This is a genomic window from Fontibacillus panacisegetis, from assembly GCF_900102215.1.
Taxonomy (GTDB): domain Bacteria; phylum Bacillota; class Bacilli; order Paenibacillales; family Paenibacillaceae; genus Fontibacillus; species Fontibacillus panacisegetis.
This window is the reverse complement of record NZ_FNBG01000030.1, coordinates 39,225-59,943: the sequence shown is the minus strand read 5'-3', so window position 1 is coordinate 59,943 and position 20,719 is coordinate 39,225. Positions and strand designations below refer to the sequence as shown.

The window sequence follows — 20,719 nt, the reverse complement described above, 5'->3', positions numbered from 1 at the left end:
TGCAGGCTTTGATCATGTAAAGCCTCTAAATGCCCTAAATTGCTGCAAATGTGCAGGCTTTCTCTAAGGATTCTCTTCAAACTAGTCTATTCTGAACCTTATTCCTGCATTTTTGCAGGCTTTTGTTCATCCTTTCATGGCTACTTTAAAAAAACTGTATTTTTGCATCCTTTTCCTGATATCTTGCCTTTCCACTGCTAAACGGGAAGCGTCCCTCAAAGTTATCTCAGATAACTTTGAGGGACGCTTCTTTGTAATCTTATGGGATTTATTCTAAATCTCTTATTCAAATATGATTTGTTGAGCTTTATTAATTTCAGGAAGCTTGGTCAAATCGTCCAGCACTTCTTTTGGAGCAGCTTTATCAACAGTCAGAACCATGATCGCTTCACCGCCGATTACTTTGCGACCTACCTGCATGGCAGCGATGTTAACATCGTTTTTGCCGAGCAATGTACCTACGTTACCGATAATACCTGGTTTGTCGTTATGGGAAATAAAGATCAAATGACCTTCTGGCGAAATATCGACAGGGAATTTATCGATTTGAACCACGCGTGCACCATAGCCGTTAAGCAATGTACCTGCAAAACGATGCTCAGTACCATCTTGAGCTTTTAGAGTAACGCTGACCAAATTAGTAAAGCCTTTAGTTGCAGAAGCTTTTGATACTACAACGTTGATGTCACGAACCTTAGCAAGGTGCATCGAGTTTACGATGTTTACGTCACTGCCAAAATGGCGGGACAATACGCCTTTAATAATGTAACGAGTAAGTGGCTGAGTATCCACTTCAGCAAGATCACCAGCATAATCCACCAGGATTTCCTTCACAGGTTGATTGTTAAGCTGAGCAGCGAAAGTACCGATTTTTTCACCAAGCTCAAAGTAAGGCTGTAATTTGTTCATCACGCTTGGTGCAACAGGAGGCATGTTAACCGCATTTTTAAACGGTTCGTTGCGCAGGATGTGCAATACTTGCTCAGATACATCAATTGCTACGTTTTCTTGAGCTTCGATTGTGGAAGCGCCAAGATGTGGCGTTACGATGATTTTTGGATTGTGCAGGAATGGATGATCCGCTTCAGGCGGTTCCTTCTCAAATACGTCAAACGCTGCTCCTGCAACAATGCCTTGGTCGATTGCTTCAACAAGAGCCATCTCGTCGATAACACCACCACGAGCACAGTTAACGATACGCATACCTTTTTTCATAACCTCGAATTGAGGACGGGAAATCATGTGTTTAGTTTCTGGTGTCAATGGAGTGTGCACTGAAATGAAATCAGCGTTACGAACAATGTCATCTACAGATGCTACCTTAACACCGATTTTCTCTGCACGTTCTTCGGTCAAGAATGGGTCATATCCAAGAATTTCCATACCGAACGCTTTGGCACGTTTAGCAACTTCGCTACCGATGCGACCCATACCGAGTACGCCAAGAGTTTTGTTGCGAAGCTCAACACCAAGGAATTTACGATCCCAAGTACCTTGGATTGTTTTAGCATACGCTTGAGGAATATGACGAGCAAGAGCCATCATCATTGCGAATGCATGCTCACATGTAGTAATAGTATTGCCATCTGGAGCATTGATTACGATAATCCCACGTTTTGTAGCTGCTTCAAGGTTGATGTTGTCAACACCTACGCCGGCACGACCGATAACGCGAAGGTTTTTACCAGCTTCCATGATTTTTTCTGTAACTTTTGTTTGGCTACGAACAAGCAGGCCGTCGTACTCAGCAATGATTTCTACGAGCTCATCTTCACTAAGACCAGTCTTTTTCTCTACTACGATGTCGCTTGCGTCAACCAGTTGCTGAATCCCCATGTCACTAATTGGGTCCGATACTAATACTTTAAACATGATTTCTTCCTCCTAAAAGTTTTGTATAGCAATGCTTCCAGAGTAGTGATCGTACAAAACTACTTCGAAAGCATGAGCTTAAGTTTTGTATAGCAATGCTTCCTGAGTAGAGATCGTACAAAACTACTTCGAAAGCATGAGCTTACTGCATTGCATTGCCGTTATACTGTGTCAAAGGATAACGATAAAGAAAGCCACGGTTTACTGCGGAAAGATGCGCAATAAAAAAACCCTCAATCCGCATACTACTACTGTAGTAAGGGACGAGAGTTTAGCTCGTGGTACCACCCTAATTCGTTACTTCTTCGCAGAAGCAACCTCATTGTCATAATGACAGAATGTATAACGGTATTCATCCGACTGTGTCTACTCAAATTTCAACACAATGACTCAGGATCGCTAAAGCAATCTATCCACTACCGGTTTTCAGCACCACCGGCTCTCTGAAAGTTTCTAGACGACTTTTTTCCTTCAACGTTTTTTGCAAATTCAATTTTTCCATAATGTATCATGCCCTGTGAGAGGTGTCAATAGCATTGCGTTCAACAAAAATGTGTCGAGGGCCGTGGTCTTGAATATGATACTCTTTTTGGTTATGATTTTATTGTTGCCAAAAATCGAGTTATTCCGTGAAAAACGGGAGTGCAGGCAGTGATTCACTAGCGTAATATGTCGGTTTCCATTTTATAAAATCATTACCCTGTACAGCTCCGGTTTCTGTGACAACTTTCACAATGGAAGATACAGAATTTAAATTTAATGCTGTAGCTTTGCCGCTGCTAATCATCTGATCGATTTTTGCAGTCAAGTCTTGGGGCATATAAGATACATATAGATTGCTGCCAAGCATGATGTCCGCAATCGCCTTGTTTTTCAAGGTTAAAGAGTAATTGTTCCATTGCTTTACAGTGGTATCAGGGTTGAATGTATATTCCTCCGGAATGTTCTGATCATCTTTCGCCGCCCATTTCATCATCGACGTATAGAATTTGTTCTGGGCACGTAAACCGTAATTGATTGCATTTGTCGTAAATTCATCACTGGTAACACTGCTTGCCAGCTGGACACCTTGTTTATTGCCTATAATGCTGATATTGCGATCAATACCTTCGTCAAACAGCTTTAAGCTTTTCAAAATATCACTATGAGCCTGTTTCAGAAGCGGTGAATTGGCGGAAACAGAGTAAGATGAAATAAGATCATATTTGTCCTGAGCAGATTTACGGATTTCATTCATTGATGCATTGTCTGCCCACCTGTTGCCGTTATTGTCCAGTGAATCAATACGAGTCAAATAATCGTCCTTGAATTGAAGATAAGGTTGGTATACAACGTAATAAAAGGATACGAGATCTTGCTGACTATAGGAAGAGTCATTGGATTCCATTACAATCAGCGATTTTTTTAAGTTAACATACTTATCTTCAGTTTGATTAACTCCCATGCGAAACCCTAGAAAGAACGTGCCAAACGCGACGATGAGTGTGAACAGGAATCCTAGTACGTATAATACTTCAAAACGAGTTGATTTTTTGGTATTCATGCCGTTGCGCTCCTTAATTCTATGTATTAGTCACTGAGTTTGAAAACTTGCTACTTAAATTCAGGTTACACCACAAAGAACATTATAAAAGGACAGGGTTTGACAAAATTATGAAAAAGTTTAAGCTTGGTAACATAAAAATTGAAAAGATCGAACCTGGTCAATTAAATGAGCGTTTATTGTTAATCAATTTATACATTACTCAGGGACTTACTTTATTTATCGGCTTGGTGATCCTTTTTTTTCAGAAAAGAAATCCTATTTTGCTATTCAAATTGCCCGAGAATGTAAACTTTATTTATTTCGGCTTGGGCCTCGCTGGTATTATGTTTCTGGTCGATATGATTTTGTCGAAATTTGTATCTGAAGATAGTATGGATGATGGCGGAATTAATGAAATGCTATTTAAAAAAAGGCCGCTTTGGCATATTGCATTAATCTCGATCATTGTTGCAATATGTGAGGAACTGCTGTTCCGCGGGGCGATTCAGCATGGTATTGGACCGTATTGGACAAGTATTTTGTTTGCAGTCATTCATATTCGTTACTTGAAGCATTGGATTCCGACAGGTTGGGTATTTATCAGTAGCTATGGTCTCGGTTATATTTATATATTGACAGGTACACTTTGGGCGCCGATTTTGTGTCACTTTCTAATTGATTTTGTCTCAGGAATTGTGATTAGATATCGGAGGGAATCATGAACGAACAATTAAGCAGAATGGAGCGGCATGCACAGGAACGTAAGACAACAAAACGGAGATCACGATACAAGCCAGCAGATGATACTTACACGAACAGTGATTCGAAGGATGAGCCGCTCATTGTGCCCATTTTAGAAAGTGATAGTGACAGTGAAAGTGAAGAAGAGATCAAGGTTGAAGATTTACCAACCAGAAAAGAACTTTTTCCTTCACAAAGATTAAAGCTGACTAGATGGTTTTTTAATTCTTTGTTATATATTTTTATCGTAATTATGGGATTGCTGTTGTGGTGGGCTGTACAAGACTCACCCTGGGGCAAAACCCAAGGCTTTTAAAAGGTTACTTCTAAAGTCAGCTTTTGATCACGAAGTTGTGCGCTGTAGTGTATTCGACATCGAATCTTGAACTCAGCCAGGGACTTCCGGTGCTCACATAGCTATCACTATGCTCCGCTCCTCAGTCCCAAGCTTCATCCAATCTTCTTGGTGCTGAAAAGCCGACATTAGAACCTCGGATTGAAGAGGAGGGTTCTAAAGTCAGCTTTTGATCACGAAGTTGTGCGCTGTAGTGTATTCGGCATCGAATCTTGAACTCAGCTAGGGACTTCCGGTGCTCACATAGCTATCACTATGCTCCGCTCCTCAGTTCCCCAGCTTCATCCAACCTTCTCGGTGCTGAAAAGCTGACTTTAGAACCTCTGATTGAAATGGGTTGGTTCTAAAATCAGCTTTTGATCAGGAAATTAGAGTTGATTGTTAAAAGTGACTTGTGTATAATGTGACAAATAATCGAAAATTCGAAAAATGCCTATGAAGAGAATCCAACTCGGAGGCGTTTTCGCCAAAAGGGAAACCTTTAAGTTAACCGGCCCGCCCGTTATCGCGGAACCAAGTGATTAAAGCATGTATGCTTTAATAAGTTGGGTGGCACCGCGAGCAGAGCGCTCCTCGTCCCAAAGGATGAGGGCGCTCTTTGTGTTTTTATATCTCAAAAGGAGCGGTGACGATGTTAGACATTCAGTGGATTCGCGCTAATGCGGCTAAGGTGCAGGAAGCAGCAGCTATGAAAGGGATCGATGTGTCTGTCGAGCAATTGCTTAATTGCGACGATACAAGAAGAAAGCTGCTTTATCAAAGTGAACAATTACGGCAGCAGCGAAACGAGGGTTCCCGGCAGGTTGCTTTGTTAAGACAGAACGGAAACGATGAGCTCGCAATTGAAATGAGCAGTAAATTGAAACAAATAAATATGGCGATTGAAAAATTATCTAAGGAGCTGGACACAATCCAGCAGGAGTATAGCAGTCTGATGTTATTGATGCCTAATGTTCCTTCTTCGGACAGTCCTATAGGAACATCGGATGCGGATAACGTTATTGTTCGCCAAGTGGGGGAATTGCCTCAATGGAGTTTTAAGCCGCGTGATCATGTGGAATTAGGTACGTTACACGGGATGATTGACATTCCGCGGGGAGTTAAAACTGGTGGGAGTCGCAGCTACTTTTTAAAAGGGGACGGCTATCTCTACCACCGAGCTGTGCAGCAGCTGGCTATGGATCTTTTGATGGGTCATGGATTTATCCCTTTTGAAGTTCCTCTACTCGTAAAGGAAGAGCGAATGGTTAATACGGGGTATTTTCCTACGGGCAGGGATCAAGCCTATGCGATCAAGGAGGAAAATTTGTGGCTTGCCGGCACATCTGAGGTTCCTCTTGTCTCCTATTTTGCAGATGAAATTGTTGATGTTAAACAGCCGCTGAAGCTGGCAGCGATATCAACCTGTTTTCGAAGTGAGGTAGGCTCGGCAGGGAGGGATGTGCGTGGACTGTATCGGGTACATCAATTCTCGAAAGTGGAGATGGTCGTGATCTGTGAACCTGATTCTGAATTATCAGATCAACTGCATCGTGAAATTACGCAATACAGCGAAGAACTGCTGGGGTTGTTGGAGCTGCCTTATCGGGTTATGGCGGTATGTGTGGGTGATATGTCACAAAAAACATATAAGCAATACGATATCGAGACATGGATGCCTGGCAGAGAGGCTTATGGGGAGACTCATTCATCGTCAAATTTAGGTAGCTTTCAGGCACGCAGGTCCAATATTCGGTGTCGAGATGAAGAGGGTAAAACAACGTACTGTCACACTTTAAATAATACTGCAGCAGCTTCACCTAGAATATTAATTCCTTTGTTGGAAAATCATCAACGTGAAGATGGTTCTATTTACGTTCCCAAGGCGCTTAGAAAATATATGGGTGACCGGGAAATGCTAATTCCTGTCACCCAATAGTTTCAATAATCCATTAGCTAAGCTAATTAAGGGATAGGCCTCAGCTTTGTTGCTCTTATGGAGCTTCGCTAATAGTTCGTGGATCGACAAAGCTGTAGCCCTTTTCTTCAATCTTCGTTAATAGTTCGTCCAATGCTTCAACAGTCCAAGGAAGCTCATGCATCAAGATGTTGCTTCCGTTATGAAGCTGATCCATTACGTTTTGAATGACAACATCAGGTTTGTTTTTGCTCTTTGAATCCCAATCCAGGGAGCCATTGGACCAGGTCATGTAGATCAAGCCGTTGTCCTCAGCAATTTTGTGAAGGTTTTCGTTGCCTGAGCCAAATGGTGGTCTGAAAAACCTTGGACGTTCCCCAATGGTGTCTTCCACAATCTCTTGGACGTCTTCGACTTGTTTGCGTGCGTTATCGGAGTTCTCTTTTTTCAGATCAATGTGATCCCAGCTGTGATTGCCAACAATTTGGCCGCGATCGTGAATTTGCTTCAGCAAATCAGGGTTGGCTTTAACTCGATAACCGTTAACAAAGAATATAGCTTTGGCTTGGTGTTTATCTAATGTGTCCAGCAGTCCGTTAATCATATCCTGTTCTTTAGGGCCGTCATCGAAGGTTAACAGAACTACTTTTTTGCTAATGCTTTCATCGTTCGGTACGACATTATAGGCCTTGTTGATATGGTATTGAGTCACAGGTGCTGCTTCTATCTGCGGTTCTTCGATTACATTAGATGAATTATCAGGAGATCCGTCCGTATTTGTTTGGTCTGTATCCGAGGAGGAATCTGCAGCTGCAGGGGCGGTAATAGATGGGTCAGATGAGTTCATTTTGTTATTATTCTCCTGTTTAGATTGTAATTGACTGCATGAGCTTAACAAAATACAGGCGGTGGCTAATGCTACGATTTTCTTGCTGATCAAGTGTATCATCTCGCTTTCCTGTTTTTATGCCGCATGAGAATGTGAAGAAGCGCGAACACTAAATTTGATTTTATCATATATAAGGAGGTTGTTAAGGTGAAATCTTCCTCATTTTTGTGCGGGGTTTTACTTGGCGCAGGAGCTGCCATCTGGGCATCACGTCGTAAGGCTGGTACGGGATTGATGTCTCTGATGGGCGGCGCGAGTACGGCGTTGAAATTTGCGGAGCAGGATAAAATTGATCAGAGTGCAAATCATAGCTCAGCCAGTTATACGCATCATCAAAATTGTTACAAAGGGCCCGTGACGAGTGCCCAGGAGTATCCCAGTTCGGTATCTTCGGCAGCAGCGAATCATTCGAAAGAATACAATCTGAAGCAAATCACCGATTTTATTAAAGGAAATGGGGACGTTCGTAAAGAAGTTGAGGCTATTCTTAAAGAAACAAACACAGTAATTCCAGGTATATAAATGTCGTATTGATTATTTCTCTGAATAATTTATTGAATCATTTTCTGGTTGTGCGCAGGCATACGGAAAATGATTCTTTTTTTGTCTATTTTATTACGTGCATTTAGCAAGAATAAATGATAACATACATACAAAGAACCATTTCCAGCACATATTAGAGCAGGTTTCATAATCTGTTATAACAAGGTATGGAGAGGAGGATCCTGTATGAGGATTGAACGACTTGGCCAGGATAAGATACGGATTTTCCTCACGTTTGACGATCTTAGCGAACGCGGTATTCAGAAAGAGGATATGTGGCAGGAAGTTCCTAAAGTTCACGATCTTTTCACTGAAATGATGGATCAAGCTTATAATGAGGTTGGTTTTGACGCAACAGGCCCATTAGCAGTAGAGGTTTATGCTCTCCCGGCACAAGGGATGATTGTAGTTGTAACTAAAGGGAAATATGATCATCATCATTCAGGGTTGGGAGCACCTTATGATGATGAGTTACCAGAAGAAGTATATGAAATGGAAGTTACGATGGAACAGAGTGATACCATTCTATATTCTTTTGATGATTTTGAGATTTTAATTGAAGCAGCTCATGTTCTTAAGCATATGCTTGAAGATGCTGGCAGGCTGTATAAATATAATGGGAAATGGGTACTTCAATTGGAACCAGAGGAGCTTGAGGAAGTGAAAGTTCCAGCGGTTATTGCTGTGCTTGCTGAATTTGGTGAGGCTACCTCGGTTACTCCGGCTATGCTGGAGGAATACGGTAACCTGGTAATGCCGGAGAATGCGGTGCATTTGATTTGCAATCACTTCAAGCGTCAGGAATAGTGCGAAGTTGCATTGGCTGTTGGAGCATGAGAGATAAAGAACGGCTGACAATGGATAAGGGGGGATAACCGTTGCTCTTTTTCTCTATAGCAACTGCAGCGGTTGCTCCCGGTATCGCTTTACTTACTTACTTTTATCTCAAGGACAAGTATGATGCTGAACCGTTACACATGGTAATAAAAGTTTTTTGTCTTGGCTTCTTAATAGTACTACCGGTCATGATTGTGCAACGTGGTCTCAGCATGTGGTTAGGTGACGGATCATTTGTGACTGCATTCGCAATATCTGCAGGGGTTGAGGAAGCATTAAAATGGTTTGTACTTTTTCATATGATATACAATCATACTGAATTTGACGAGCCGTATGATGGCATCCTGTATGCTGCAGCGATTTCACTCGGTTTTGCGACCGTTGAGAACGTAATTTTTGCTCTTGCCAGTCATGCATCCATAACCACGCTGTTGATTCGTGCATTGCTTCCGGTTTCAGGACATGCGATGTTTGGTGTAATGATGGGATATTATTTGGGACGCGCTAAGTTCTCAACTGGATGGAAAAGTCGTAAGTTTTTGATTTATTCGCTTGTACTTCCGTTTTTCTGGCATGGGGTTTACGATTGGGTCCTCGATAATGTGACTCAATATTGGTTATGGTACATCGTTCCGCTCATGGCGTTCCTTTGGTACGGCGGGATTGGCAAGATGTATCGTGCTAACAGTCGTTCGCCTTTCAGACTCACAGAGGCTGGTCGACGGGACTAAATATTAATCATTCGGGGCATCCTGATTCTAGTTGATAATGGGCTAACGTTAGCCAACTGGAAGGGGTGCCTTTTTGGTGCGCGTAAAAGTGAAAATCGTTTGTAAATCGTGCGGTGAAAAATTCATTCTTCGTGGCAAAAAAGATAAGGGTATGATCGAGACTGGTTTCAAGCAGTGTCTGTGTGACAATAAACACAACTTCGATATTGAAGAAGAATTGCTCTGAGCATGAATCCAGTCTTGGAATATTGATGAATAAAGCTCCTTTCTTCTAGTCAAACTAACGTCAGACAGTTGATGAAAGGAGTGCGTTACAAGGTGTATAAGAGATTAAGCGCCATTTTATTTCCGATTGCGACGCTTCTATTGATCGGTGCGTTAGTATGGGGCTATCAGGAGAATCAAGAGAAAAATGCGATATTGATCAAAGCGGAGAACCAGTATCAGCGGGCGTTTCATGATTTAAGTTTTCATGTAGACAAGCTTCACAGCGAATTAGGCAATACGCTTGCTGTTCATTCTGCTTCCACTGGATCACAGCGTAAAGGATTGGTTAACGTATGGCGAATTACGAGTGAAGCTCAAAATGAAATTAATCAGCTGCCCCTGACTCTTCTGCCATTTAATAAAACGGAAGAGTTTTTATCCAGAATTTCCAAGTTTTCATATCAAACAGCGATCCGGGATTTGACTAAAAAACCGTTAAGTGACGGAGAGCTAAAGAATTTGAAGGAGTTGTATAGCAGCTCGGCTCAAATTTCTAAGGATCTTCAGGGAGTTCAGGAAAAAGTAATCGGCAGTCGATTGCGTTGGATGGATGTAGAAACTGCGCTGGCGAGTGAAAAAGAGCCGTTGGATAATACGATTATTGACGGTTTTAAAACCGTAGACAAAAAAGTTGGAGAATATCCAGAGCTCGACTGGGGGCCTTCCATCTCCAGTATGTATAACAAGCGTTCGGTTAAAAAATTAGGCGGGACACCTGTGACGATTGAAGGGGTTAAACAGAAGGCAGCTAAGTTTACCGAAAATTCCAATCAGAATGCCATTAAGGTAATTGAAAATGGACGCGGTACGGAGTGGGCTTCTTATACTGCAAATGTTAAGGGGAAGAAGAATGAATTCTGGAGTCTTGATTTCACCAAAAATGGTGGTCATTTAATCTCCTATACTCATGATCGGAATATTGGACCCAAAAGTGTATCTTCCAGTGAGGCGAGACGGCAAGCTGACCGGTTTTTAGGTAATAAGGGATATCCTGGGTTGACGCCGGTTTCTTACGATGAATATGACAATATCGGTACTTTCACGTTCGTAAGCAAGCAGGATGGGGTGCTAATTTATCCTGAGAAATTAACGGTACGCGTTGCTCTGGATAATGGGCAAGTGACTGGCATGCAAGCAAGTGATTATGTCTATGAACGTGAGAACAAAACTAAAGTAACTAAACCAAAATTGTCACTTCAGCAAGCACGCAAATATTTGAATTCGGATTATAAAGAGAAGTATCAGCGTCTTGCATTGATTGAGAATGACCAGTCGGAAAAGATACTTGCTTATGAATTCGGAGGGTCGATCAACGGGTCCAATTATAAGATTTTTATTAATGCCGAGAACGGTAACGAAGAGAGCATCGAAGAGATTCGGAGCGCCAAGCCAAATGCTACTGCAAAATAAAGCCGAGAAGGAGGCGCGGATATTGGCGCTTCCTTCTTTTTGTGCATAGCTAAAAAAATCTCACTCCAAATGTACGACAGCATGCTATAATCGTGTAGTACATGGCTCTATATCAATTTGAGGTGGGTGGAAGGCTTTGTTTCCAAAAGTAAATGATCTGGTATATATCCAAGTCGCCTCTGCTAGCAAGAAGGAAGCGGAGAAAGAGTGCAAGTCCCGTATTGCAGACATAGAAGAAGAATCTTTTTTGATTGAAATTCCGATCGAAAGTGATACTGGTAAAGTCAAACGGTTATTCATCGGAGATGAGCTGTCTGTATATTTTTTGTCTGATACCGGAGTTAAAAATTACTTCAATACATATGTTCTTGGATTCGCCGAAGATGTGGTGCAATTAGTTCGTATTCGTAAACCGGAAGAAGATACAATTAGTAAAATCCAACGGCGTAATTTTTTGCGTGTGGTCGCAGAGTTGGAATTAGCGGTTAAGCTGAAGGACAGTACCCAATTCATCGCTCATACAGAGGATGTTGGGGGTGGCGGTGTCTCCTTCATTTGTGATAGCAAGTATGTACTTAACCAAGGTGATCTTATCTATTGCTGGCTGCTGCTTCCTTTTAAAAATGGGCTGATCGATCATGTGCCGTTTGAAGCTGAAGTAGTCAGAACTAAAAGCTTGGAATCAGGCAGAACTACAGTTATGCTGAAGTTTGTCAGCATTTCCAATCTGGAGAGACAAACCTTGATTCGATATTGCTTTGAACGTCAATTTGATTTTAAGAATCGCTAATTAATAAAAACAACAGGCTCCCTTGCTACAAATTTGGATAAGCTATAGGTATCCAAGTTTACCAAGGGGGCTTTTTTACCTTGAAAAAAGATGAAGAAGCGGCTCGTGAATATAGTGAGATGTTTGTTGTTTTTAGCGATAGCATTGAGGTTTGGTTGCGAAGAATTGTCATAGTATTAGTTATTGGATTGTGCCTCTTTCAGGCTGTGCTTCGAGTTCCGGAAATCCGGCAGTGGCTTGCATCTGCAGATAAGTATGAAGGAACTTCCATTCACAGGAAAAACGAACCATAACAAACTTTTCCACTGTGGGAAAGGCGTCAACCTTTTTGCATCCCTTTGCTATGTGTGGTATAATTTTCACGTCGCAGGCAATGCCTGCTTTTTTCTTGAGAAGCGAATTTGAGGAGGAATGCCCTTTTGGCAAATGTGACGTCAACATCAAGTGATAAGATCAACATCGCGATCGACGGTCCGGCCGGGGCAGGCAAAAGTACAATTGCCCGCAAGGTTGCTGGCAAGTTGTCCTATATCTATGTGGATACCGGAGCTATGTACCGGGCGGCAACATGGTATTGTCTCAAATTCGGAATCGAACCGGAAAAAGAAGAAGATGTGCTTCAAATGGTATCAGATCTGGTTATTGAATTAATACCGGGAGCAAATGGACAACGGGTGCTCGTAAATGGTCACGAGGTGACTGAGGCTATCCGTTCTCTAGCGGTAAATGCTAAAGTATCCCGATATGCGCAAATCGAGGGGCTGCGTACAAAACTTGTTTCTATACAGCAGCAAATGGCTTTGCGTAAAGGCGTTGTAATGGATGGACGCGATATCGGAACAATGGTGCTTCCTGATGCTGAAGTTAAGGTGTTTATGACAGCTACTGTCGAAGAACGTGCGCTCCGCAGGTACAAGGAAATGAAGGAACAAGGTGAAATCAGTCTTGAACAGCTTATGCGAGACATCGCAGAACGTGACCGTCAGGATGAACAAAGGGAAATTTCCCCTTTACGAAAAGCAGATGATGCAACCTTGCTGGATACGACGGATATGACGATTGATGAGGTCGTAGAAGCCATCGTTTCTCTGTGCAGAACTATAGAAAGAGAGAGAATTTGAATGATCTACAGTTTTTGCAGGGGCTTGCTTCGCCTCATTTATAAGTTTTTATTTCGTCTTGAAGCAAAAGGAATTGAGCATGTCCCTAAAGAGGGTGGCGTTCTGCTCTGCTCCAATCACATCAGTCTGTTTGATCCGCCAACAATTGGTATTTTGCTGCAGCGCAAGGTTCATTTTATGGCTAAGAAAGAATTATTCGACATTATTGGATTTGGCTGGCTTATTAAGCAGCTCGGTGCATTTCCGGTCAAGCGCGGAGGAGTAAGTAAGGAATCGATTAAAACTTCTCTTACCTTGCTTCGTACGGGAAATGTAATGGGTATTTTCCCTGAAGGCACTCGTTCGAAGGGTGAAGATGGGGCTGCAGGCAAGAGGGGTGCGGCAACTTTTGCGCTTCGTAGTAACGCTGCAGTTGTTCCAGTAGCTATTATCGGAAATTATAAGCTGTTTAAAAAAATGAAAGTAGTATATGGCGCACCGATCGATATGACTCCTTTTATGGACAAAGATGTGCCGGATGCCGCAGAAAAAGCTACTGATCTCATCATGTCCAGGATTGCTGAGTTAAGAATCAAAAATAATGAATTATGATGTATGCCGGACTCATGCATGAAGGCAGGGGACATTTGGAAAGATAGGATTATTGTTTGTTTTGAACCTCGCTAAAGGCGGGTTTAAATAAATGGGTTTTTTGAATTGAGGAGGGTATTGACATGTCGGAAGAAACAAAAAACGGGTTAGAAGCTGCTGAAACGGCAACCCAAGATGAATTGGAACAAATCGTATCCTTGAAAAAAGGGGACACCGTGAAAGGAACGATCGTCAAAATCGAGGATAACCAGGCTTACGTGAGCATTGGATATAAATATGACGGTGTGATTCCTATTCGTGAATTGTCTTCCGTTCACTTGGACAATGCTGCAGAAGCAGTTCAAGTAGGTCAAGAAGTGGAGACTAGAGTAGTAAGCATCGACGATGATAAAGAGCGACTTGTTCTCTCCAAACGTGCGATCGATAGTGAAAATGCTTGGGAAGTTCTCCAACAACACTTTGATAACGGCGAAATTTTTGAAGTTACGGTTGCTGATGTGGTAAAAGGCGGCATCGTAGCGGACGTAGGCGTTCGTGGCTTCATTCCTGCTTCTATGGTAGAACGTCATTTCGTTGAAGATTTCAGCGATTACAAAGGCCGTACTTTGCGAGTTAAGGTGAAGGAAATCGATCGTGAGAACAATAAAGTCATCCTGTCCCAAAAAGACGTTCTGGATGAGGAATTTGCAGCTAACAAGCTGAAAGTAATGAATGAGCTTACTGAAGGCCAAACCCTTGAAGGTACAGTTCAACGTCTGACACAGTTTGGTGCTTTCGTAGATGTAGGCGGAGTTGACGGTTTGGTGCATGTGTCCGAAATCGCATGGAATCACGTTGATAAACCTGCTGACGTATTGTCCGAAGGTGATAAAGTTAAAGTTAAAGTTCTGAAAGTTGATCCTGAAAAAGGTAAAATCAGCTTGAGTATCAAAGCTGCTACACCAGGACCTTGGGATACTGCTGCAGATCAATTTAATATCGGCGACATCGTTAGTGGTGAAGTAAAACGCCTTGTTAATTTCGGTGCATTCGTTGAGATTGCTCCTGGAGTTGAAGGACTCGTTCATATCTCCCAAATTTCTCATAAACATATCGGCACACCTCATGAAGTGCTGAAAGAAGGACAAACTGTCCAAGTGAAAGTTTTGGATGTAATTCCAGCTGAGAAACGGGTTAGCCTCAGCATCAAAGAAACAGAGGAAGCTCCAGAACCTGCTCCAAAGGCTGAAAAACCATCTAAAGGCAGCAGTGTAAGAAAAGAAGATTTGGGTGACAACCCGAATGTCTCGCTGAGCAATCAAGGATTAAGTATCACGCTGGGGGAACGTTTCGGCGACAAGCTTAGCAAATTGAAATAAGCGGGATATAAGCAGGCATTATAATCGGCGAACCCCCTAATAGCGGGTTCGCCGATTTTGTTGTAATGTATGGTAGATTGCGTAGTTTGTAGTATTTTGGCGTTACGGTATGTGTTAGCCAATTCATGTTTTTTTTGCTATGATGATTTTGGTGCAAGACATAATTGTAGATAATAATGAACTCGAATATAAATCTAAATTTTATGGAGGAGTGTCTATGGCAAGACCTGTTGTGGCTATCGTCGGCAGACCTAATGTTGGGAAGTCCACTATATTCAACCGCATTATAGGCGACCGACTGGCTATTGTAGAAGACAAGCCGGGGATAACCCGTGACCGGATCTATGGTGCTTCTGAGTGGAACGGCAAGGCGTTTAGCATTATTGATACTGGTGGTATTGAGTTGGACGATGAAGAGCCGATTCTCAAATCAATTCGTATGCAGGCAGAATTGGCGATTGAAGAGGCTGATGTAATCGTCTTCATGTGTGATGGAAAAACAGGGGTGACAGGAGCCGACGAAGAAGTCGCTAGTATGTTATTCCGCTGTGGTAAACCGATTATTGTTGCCGTTAACAAGGTGGATAATATCGGTCGAATGGATAACATTTATGAATTTTATAATTTGGGTTTTGGTGAACCAATAGGCGTATCTGGTAGTCATGGAACTGGTATCGGTGATTTGTTGGATGCTATTGCTGAAAATCTGCCTGAGTTGTCGGATGTTGCTTATGAGGATGATGTCATTCGGGTAGCGCTCATCGGACGACCAAATGTTGGGAAATCTTCATTGGTCAATGCAATTTTGGGAGAGGAACGCGTTATTGTAAGTGATATCGCTGGAACGACCCGGGATGCGATTGATACTCCGTTTGAAAAAGATGGTCAGAAGTACGTTCTGATTGATACAGCCGGTATGCGGAAACGCGGCAAGGTATACGAAAATATCGAAAAATACAGCGTTATGCGCGCTATGAAAGCGATTGAGCGTGCGGATGTTGTACTTGTTCTGATTAATGGACAGGAAGGCATCATAGAGCAGGATAAGCACATAGCAGGTTATGCGTATGAAGCTGGCAAGGCAACTATTTTTGTCGTGAACAAGTGGGATGTTGTTGAAAAGGATGACAAAACGATGCATCAATTTGAACAGAAAATACGAGATCATTTTCTGTTCATGACTTATGCTCCTGTTGTATTTCTTTCTGCGAAGACGAAACAACGTTTGCACAAGCTGCTTCCAGTCGTTCAACATGTCGCTGATCAGCATTCCAAGCGAGTACAGACACATTTGCTCAATGATGTTGTCTCCGATGCCATTGCAATTAACCCGCCGCCGACAGATAAGGGGCGTCGCCTGAGGATTAATTATGTCACACAGGTTACCGTGAAACCGCCAACGATCGTCGTATTTGTTAACGATCCGGAGTTGATGCATTTTTCATATGAACGGTATCTGGAGAATAAAATCCGGGCCGCTTTTGATTTTGAAGGGACGCCGATCAGATTGTTTACTCGGCGCAAGTCTGACGAAGGTTAGGGGAGAATAACAAGGTGGCTTTAAATGTCATAGCTTTCATCATATGTTATTTGCTTGGTTCGGTTAGTTTTAGTGTTGTGCTGGCGAAGGCGCTTAAAGGGATCGATATTCGGCAGCATGGCAGTGGAAATGCCGGAGCAACAAATACGTTGCGTGTGTTAGGTAAAGGTCCGGCGATACTGGTATTAGCTCTTGATGTATTGAAAGGGATTGCTGCTGTATGGATCGGTCGCTGGCTTGGTGGAGATTCGGCATGGGTAGCAGCACTTTGCGGTTTAGCTGCAATTATTGGTCATAACTGGCCGATATACTTCCGGTTTCGTGGAGGTAAAGGGATTGCAACGACGATTGGAGTAATGGCAACACTTATTTTCTTTCCGGCTCTGTTTGCTGGAATCATTGCCATTCTATCCATCGTATTTACAAGATACGTTTCGCTGGGATCATTGATTTTTGTGTTGTTGACACCGATATTTTTCGTCTTCACAAATGATATTGGACCTTACTTCTGGGCTAGTCTGATCATTTGTGCTTTTGCCTTCTGGAGACATCGTACAAACATTGTAAAGCTTGCCCAAGGGAAAGAAAATAAATTGGGCTCCAAAGGAGGTACACGCGTTGTCTAATAAAGCTGCTGTACTGGTGGCTGGCAGTTGGGGAACCGCACTAGCAAGTGTACTCGCCGACAAAAATATGGAAGTAGCCGTTTGGACACGTAATGAAGCTCAGCGGGATGAGATTAACAATAACCATCGAAATGATCGTTACCTGCCAGGTGTAGATTTGTCACCTAATCTCGTTGCTACATCTGATATGAAGGAAGCGGTAACCGGGACGAATGCCGTGGTTATTGTAGCTCCTTCTTCGGCAGTACGCGAGGTTGCCTCAATGTTGAAGCCTTATTGGCACGAAGACATGCTCGTTGTTCATGCAACTAAGGGATTTGAGACGGAAAGCCTTAAGCGTATTTCTACTGTAATTTCTGAGGAGCTTGGCTGTGAAGAAGGGAAAATTGTGGTTCTATCTGGACCTAGTCACGCTGAAGAGGTTGTCAAACGTTGCCCAACTACTGTTGTTGTTGCCTCCCTCGATGAAGAACAAGCTTCAAGAGCTCAGGATTTGTTCATGAATACGTATTTTAGAGTGTATACGAATCGGGACATGCTTGGTGTTGAACTGGCAGGAGCGTTAAAGAATATCATCGCACTGGGTGCGGGGATGTCGGATGGTCTTGGCTATGGTGATAACGCCAAAGCAGCTCTTCTGACACGTGGATTGGCGGAAATTACTCGGATTGGTGTGGAAATGGGTGCAAATCCTCTTACATTTGCTGGACTAGCAGGAATAGGGGACTTGGTGGTAACGGCGACAAGCCGTCACAGCCGTAACTGGCGGGCTGGATTCATGCTTGGCGAAGGCAAATCTTTGGATACCGTGCTGAGTTCCATGGGCATGGTTGTGGAAGGTATTCGGACGACCAAAGCCGCACATACGATTTCGGAAAAATATCAGGTTCAAATGCCGATTGCCCACCAGCTATATAATGTATTGTTCGAAAATCTAGATCCCAAAACAGCTGTAGAGGCATTAATGGGACGTGATCGGAAGACGGAGATGGAAGTTATTACGCTTGAAACCTGGGAACAGTGGCATACGTAAATTGGTTATTCCGCACAGGCCTACTCACTTTTTCTGTTACCTTCTCATACTATGTTGGGGAGGACAACGGAGGAGGCGAGAGTGTTGAACAAAATTTCTAATGATGCCCTGAAAGCGATCAATAAAAAAGCGGGTAAAAATATAACACCTGGTGCAGTAAAAAAACTGGCCAGCTCGGTAAAACCATCGACTATGCAAAGCGAAGCTGAATTACGCAAGCTCATCAAGCAGGTAGCTGCGATGGCAAAATTACCTGTAACAGAGAGCACCATATCAGAAATTGTAGGGGCCGTTAAAAAAAGCGGAATGAATCCAAGCAATATGGAAGCTCTAATGAAATTAATGATAAAGAAGTAGAGATAAACCGTCCGACAGATTGTCGGGCGTTTTTTTATGAGCACATTATTTTTAAAAATTATGATTTTTAATTTTACAAGAGATTATTTTCAAATAATAGTATGGTATAGTATGGTAATGGGGTTATAGGAAATAAGTTCTAAAAAAAGATAGGAGTGGTTACATCATAATGACGCGTCTATTAAAGCACAAATCATTTCTAGGTGTATTAGCAGTAACTTCATTAGGCCTTTCAATTGCTATTGGTGTAACTTATGCGGCAATCCCACCTAAAAAGTTCAACTCCCCTACAGAAAAATTCATTACACAAAATATGCGAAATACTAACGGTACTTTTTCAACTTACTTAAAAGCAAATACGTCAGATAATCCAGACATTGTTGCAGGACAAGAGGCATTATCAGAGTCATTAGGATTATGGCTACAGTATTCAGAAGTAAAGCAAGATCAACTCAATTTCAATCAGGGTTATGATTTGTTAACCAAACATTTTCTCACACCACAAAATTATATCGTATGGAAACTTCAGGCTGATGGGGTGGCAAATGTTCAAACAAATGCACTGGGAGATGATCTTCGGATTGTCGGGAATTTATTAAAAGGTTACGAAAAATGGCCGGAGGAGAAGTATTTAACTACAGCGAGAGTTATTACAGAGACATTACAAAATTCGGTTCAGAAAAATGGTTACTTCGTGGATTTTCATGATTTTAATTTGAATTTATCAACATCGACATTGAGTCTTGTATATGCAGATATTACTTCACTCCAGCTTATGCGTGATCATCAACTAATTGATGCTGCAACGTACGAGCAATATGTAAACTTGCTGCTTTATATGCCTAAGGAAGGAGCTTTCTTCCCTAAATCATTTGATGTAGACAGTAATAAGTACTCATATGAAGACGATGTTAGTTTAATTGATCAATTGATTGTAGGTATTCATCTGACTGCAATGGGTGAAGAGCCAGAGGAACTACTCTCCTTTTTGAAAAAAGAATTTAAGCAACAAAAAAGATTGTACGGTCGCTATAATAGGTTGACTCTAAAGCCTACTGTAACCTATGAATCGTCTGCCGTGTACGGACTGGGAATTATTCTTGCACTAAAATGTGATGATCAAACGTTGGCAAAGCAGTTAAATAATAAGATGCTTTCATTACGAGGCAAGGATGCTGCATACCCTGGCGGTTATGTTTTTAATAAGAACACACATATTTTTGACAATATGTTTCCGTTAATTGCAGAAGCATCTCTTTACTCCAAAAAATAAAAATAGAAAAAGAATTCTAAGAAAGGTGTTCGGTTAATGAATCAAGATTTAACTACCAAACGTATTACTTGGGGCTATACAGCGCTAATTGGATTAGCTATTGTTCAGCAATTATTTGTGTATTTAAATGTGTATTGGGATCAGAATTTTTCTACGGTAGAATTGATTTTCAGTGTGGCAACTACGGTCGCTATTCTGGTAGGACTTTTGTTGCCAACCGGCGTATCGGTAGTAGGAGTATTTTTGTTCGTTGTGAGTTATTTTGTATGGCTCGCAATCTACGGTGAAATAAATTTATTGACGTTGTCATGGATTTTGCTTATTCCTGCAAATGTTCTGATCGCAACCCTGATTAAAACGCTGCTCATCCGAAATAAAATACTGGTTCAACGGCTTAATGACCTCAAGGATATGAATCCGATCATTGATTTGGATACGACGTTAGGTAATAAGGAAGCATTGGCAGATACGGTAATTAAGCAGTCTAATTTGGCAAAACGTTACTCTGAGCAATATGGCTTTTGTATGGCGATGTTTAAAATCGACTTTTTACCAATAGTTTTGGAATCATTAGGTTCTGAACGTTATGCTCAGCTATTATTGGATTTATCTGATACGATTCAAAAGCAGATTCGGTACGAGGATTATAAGTTTTTTATTGAAGAAGGAAGATTTATTATTTTGTGTCCCATGATGAACCATGACTATTTACAAATGCTTACAGACCGAATTAAAACGTCCATGATGGATAAAGATTTTCTAGATAAGAAGGAACAGCCCCTCAAGCTTGTGGTGCGCACGGGAGCAGTAGTGTTTCATAAAGAACAATTTGATAAATACGAGAACATCGATGGTGTGATAGCTGCACTGGAGAGAAAAACCGAGACAGATCTGATTGGAGAGTATATTTAATGTATTTAAAGAGAGAGAGGTGACTCCTGCGTGTTAAAGACGTACACGAGC

At 41.9% G+C, this 20,719-nt stretch carries 21 protein-coding genes and 1 other annotated feature; of the genes, 18 read left to right on the top strand and 3 right to left on the bottom strand.

Features of this window, described 5'->3' with window-relative positions; all coding sequences use genetic code 11:
• Window positions 1-282: 282 nt before the first annotated feature.
• Window positions 283-1,872 carry a phosphoglycerate dehydrogenase gene (serA, locus tag BLS49_RS20105; protein WP_091235073.1) on the bottom strand — a complete coding sequence of 530 codons (1,590 nt, stop codon included), beginning with the start codon at window positions 1,870-1,872 and terminating at the stop codon, window positions 283-285.
• Window positions 1,873-2,128: 256 nt separating this feature from the next.
• Window positions 2,129-2,356, bottom strand: a binding site (T-box leader).
• A 138-nt stretch (window positions 2,357-2,494) separates the two neighbouring features.
• A complete protein-coding gene (locus BLS49_RS20100) occupies window positions 2,495-3,415 on the bottom strand; it encodes a hypothetical protein (RefSeq protein WP_091235071.1) in 921 nt (306 codons plus the stop codon).
• 110 nt (window positions 3,416-3,525) lie between these two features.
• Here BLS49_RS20100 and BLS49_RS20095 point away from each other — a divergent pair, with 110 nt between their 5' ends.
• The 3 genes from BLS49_RS20095 to serS all read left to right on the top strand — a co-directional run bounded on the left by BLS49_RS20095 (window position 3,526) and on the right by serS (window position 6,411).
• Window positions 3,526-4,119 carry a CPBP family intramembrane glutamic endopeptidase gene (locus BLS49_RS20095; protein ID WP_091235069.1) on the top strand — a complete coding sequence of 198 codons (594 nt, stop codon included), beginning with the start codon at window positions 3,526-3,528 and terminating at the stop codon, window positions 4,117-4,119.
• Window positions 4,116-4,454, top strand: a complete 339-nt coding sequence (locus tag BLS49_RS20090) for a hypothetical protein (RefSeq protein WP_091235066.1) — start codon at window positions 4,116-4,118, stop codon at window positions 4,452-4,454. The genes BLS49_RS20095 and BLS49_RS20090 overlap by 4 nt, the downstream gene beginning before the upstream one ends.
• 670 nt (window positions 4,455-5,124) lie before the next feature.
• Window positions 5,125-6,411: a serine--tRNA ligase gene (serS, locus tag BLS49_RS20085; RefSeq protein ID WP_091235065.1), complete on the top strand. Its 1,287-nt coding sequence runs from the start codon at window positions 5,125-5,127 to the stop codon at window positions 6,409-6,411.
• 55 nt (window positions 6,412-6,466) lie between these two features.
• Here the strand turns inward: serS and BLS49_RS20080 are convergent, their stop codons facing one another.
• A complete protein-coding gene (locus BLS49_RS20080) occupies window positions 6,467-7,237 on the bottom strand; it encodes a polysaccharide deacetylase family protein (RefSeq protein ID WP_091235063.1) in 771 nt (256 codons plus the stop codon).
• Window positions 7,238-7,426: 189 nt separating this feature from the next.
• Here BLS49_RS20080 and BLS49_RS20075 point away from each other — a divergent pair, with 189 nt between their 5' ends.
• The 15 genes from BLS49_RS20075 (at window position 7,427) to BLS49_RS20005 (ending at window position 20,668) form a co-directional block, all read left to right on the top strand.
• Complete coding sequence (locus BLS49_RS20075; RefSeq protein WP_091235060.1) at window positions 7,427-7,801, top strand: hypothetical protein; 375 nt, start codon at window positions 7,427-7,429, stop codon at window positions 7,799-7,801.
• A 207-nt stretch (window positions 7,802-8,008) separates the two neighbouring features.
• Window positions 8,009-8,629 carry a genetic competence negative regulator gene (locus tag BLS49_RS20070; RefSeq protein WP_091235057.1) on the top strand — a complete coding sequence of 207 codons (621 nt, stop codon included), beginning with the start codon at window positions 8,009-8,011 and terminating at the stop codon, window positions 8,627-8,629.
• Window positions 8,630-8,700: 71 nt separating this feature from the next.
• Entirely contained in the window at window positions 8,701-9,390 is a 690-nt protein-coding gene (gene prsW / locus BLS49_RS20065; RefSeq protein ID WP_091235053.1) for a glutamic-type intramembrane protease PrsW, read from the top strand.
• Window positions 9,391-9,708: 318 nt separating this feature from the next.
• Entirely contained in the window at window positions 9,709-11,067 is a 1,359-nt protein-coding gene (gene ypeB, locus BLS49_RS20060) for a germination protein YpeB (RefSeq protein ID WP_091235051.1), read from the top strand.
• 136 nt (window positions 11,068-11,203) lie between these two features.
• Window positions 11,204-11,857, top strand: coding sequence for a flagellar brake protein (locus tag BLS49_RS20055; RefSeq protein ID WP_091235049.1), 654 nt, complete (start codon window positions 11,204-11,206; stop codon window positions 11,855-11,857).
• Between the two features lie 80 nt (window positions 11,858-11,937).
• Window positions 11,938-12,150 carry a hypothetical protein gene (locus BLS49_RS20050; protein WP_091235047.1) on the top strand — a complete coding sequence of 71 codons (213 nt, stop codon included), beginning with the start codon at window positions 11,938-11,940 and terminating at the stop codon, window positions 12,148-12,150.
• 126 nt (window positions 12,151-12,276) lie between these two features.
• The gene (gene cmk, locus BLS49_RS20045) at window positions 12,277-12,978 is read left to right on the top strand and encodes a (d)CMP kinase (RefSeq protein ID WP_091235045.1); all 702 of its coding nucleotides are present in this window, start codon (window positions 12,277-12,279) and stop codon (window positions 12,976-12,978) included.
• Entirely contained in the window at window positions 12,979-13,569 is a 591-nt protein-coding gene (locus tag BLS49_RS20040) for a lysophospholipid acyltransferase family protein (RefSeq protein WP_091235042.1), read from the top strand.
• 122 nt (window positions 13,570-13,691) lie between these two features.
• Window positions 13,692-14,927 carry a 30S ribosomal protein S1 gene (gene rpsA / locus BLS49_RS20035; protein ID WP_091235040.1) on the top strand — a complete coding sequence of 412 codons (1,236 nt, stop codon included), beginning with the start codon at window positions 13,692-13,694 and terminating at the stop codon, window positions 14,925-14,927.
• 217 nt (window positions 14,928-15,144) lie between these two features.
• On the top strand, window positions 15,145-16,467 hold the full coding sequence (gene der, locus BLS49_RS20030; protein WP_091235038.1) for a ribosome biogenesis GTPase Der: 1,323 nt from the start codon (window positions 15,145-15,147) through the stop codon (window positions 16,465-16,467).
• Window positions 16,468-16,481: 14 nt separating this feature from the next.
• Entirely contained in the window at window positions 16,482-17,093 is a 612-nt protein-coding gene (gene plsY, locus BLS49_RS20025) for a glycerol-3-phosphate 1-O-acyltransferase PlsY (protein ID WP_091235036.1), read from the top strand.
• Window positions 17,086-18,126 (top strand): NAD(P)H-dependent glycerol-3-phosphate dehydrogenase, encoded by a 1,041-nt coding sequence (locus BLS49_RS20020; protein ID WP_091235034.1) that lies wholly within the window; start codon window positions 17,086-17,088, stop codon window positions 18,124-18,126. The genes plsY and BLS49_RS20020 overlap by 8 nt, the downstream gene beginning before the upstream one ends.
• Before the next feature lie 51 nt (window positions 18,127-18,177).
• Window positions 18,178-18,483, top strand: a complete 306-nt coding sequence (locus tag BLS49_RS20015; RefSeq protein ID WP_091235033.1) for a stage VI sporulation protein F — start codon at window positions 18,178-18,180, stop codon at window positions 18,481-18,483.
• Window positions 18,484-18,652: 169 nt separating this feature from the next.
• The gene (locus tag BLS49_RS20010; protein ID WP_091235031.1) at window positions 18,653-19,756 is read left to right on the top strand and encodes a glycosyl hydrolase; all 1,104 of its coding nucleotides are present in this window, start codon (window positions 18,653-18,655) and stop codon (window positions 19,754-19,756) included.
• Between the two features lie 36 nt (window positions 19,757-19,792).
• Window positions 19,793-20,668, top strand: coding sequence for a diguanylate cyclase domain-containing protein (locus BLS49_RS20005; protein ID WP_091235029.1), 876 nt, complete (start codon window positions 19,793-19,795; stop codon window positions 20,666-20,668).
• Window positions 20,669-20,719 lie beyond the last annotated feature (51 nt).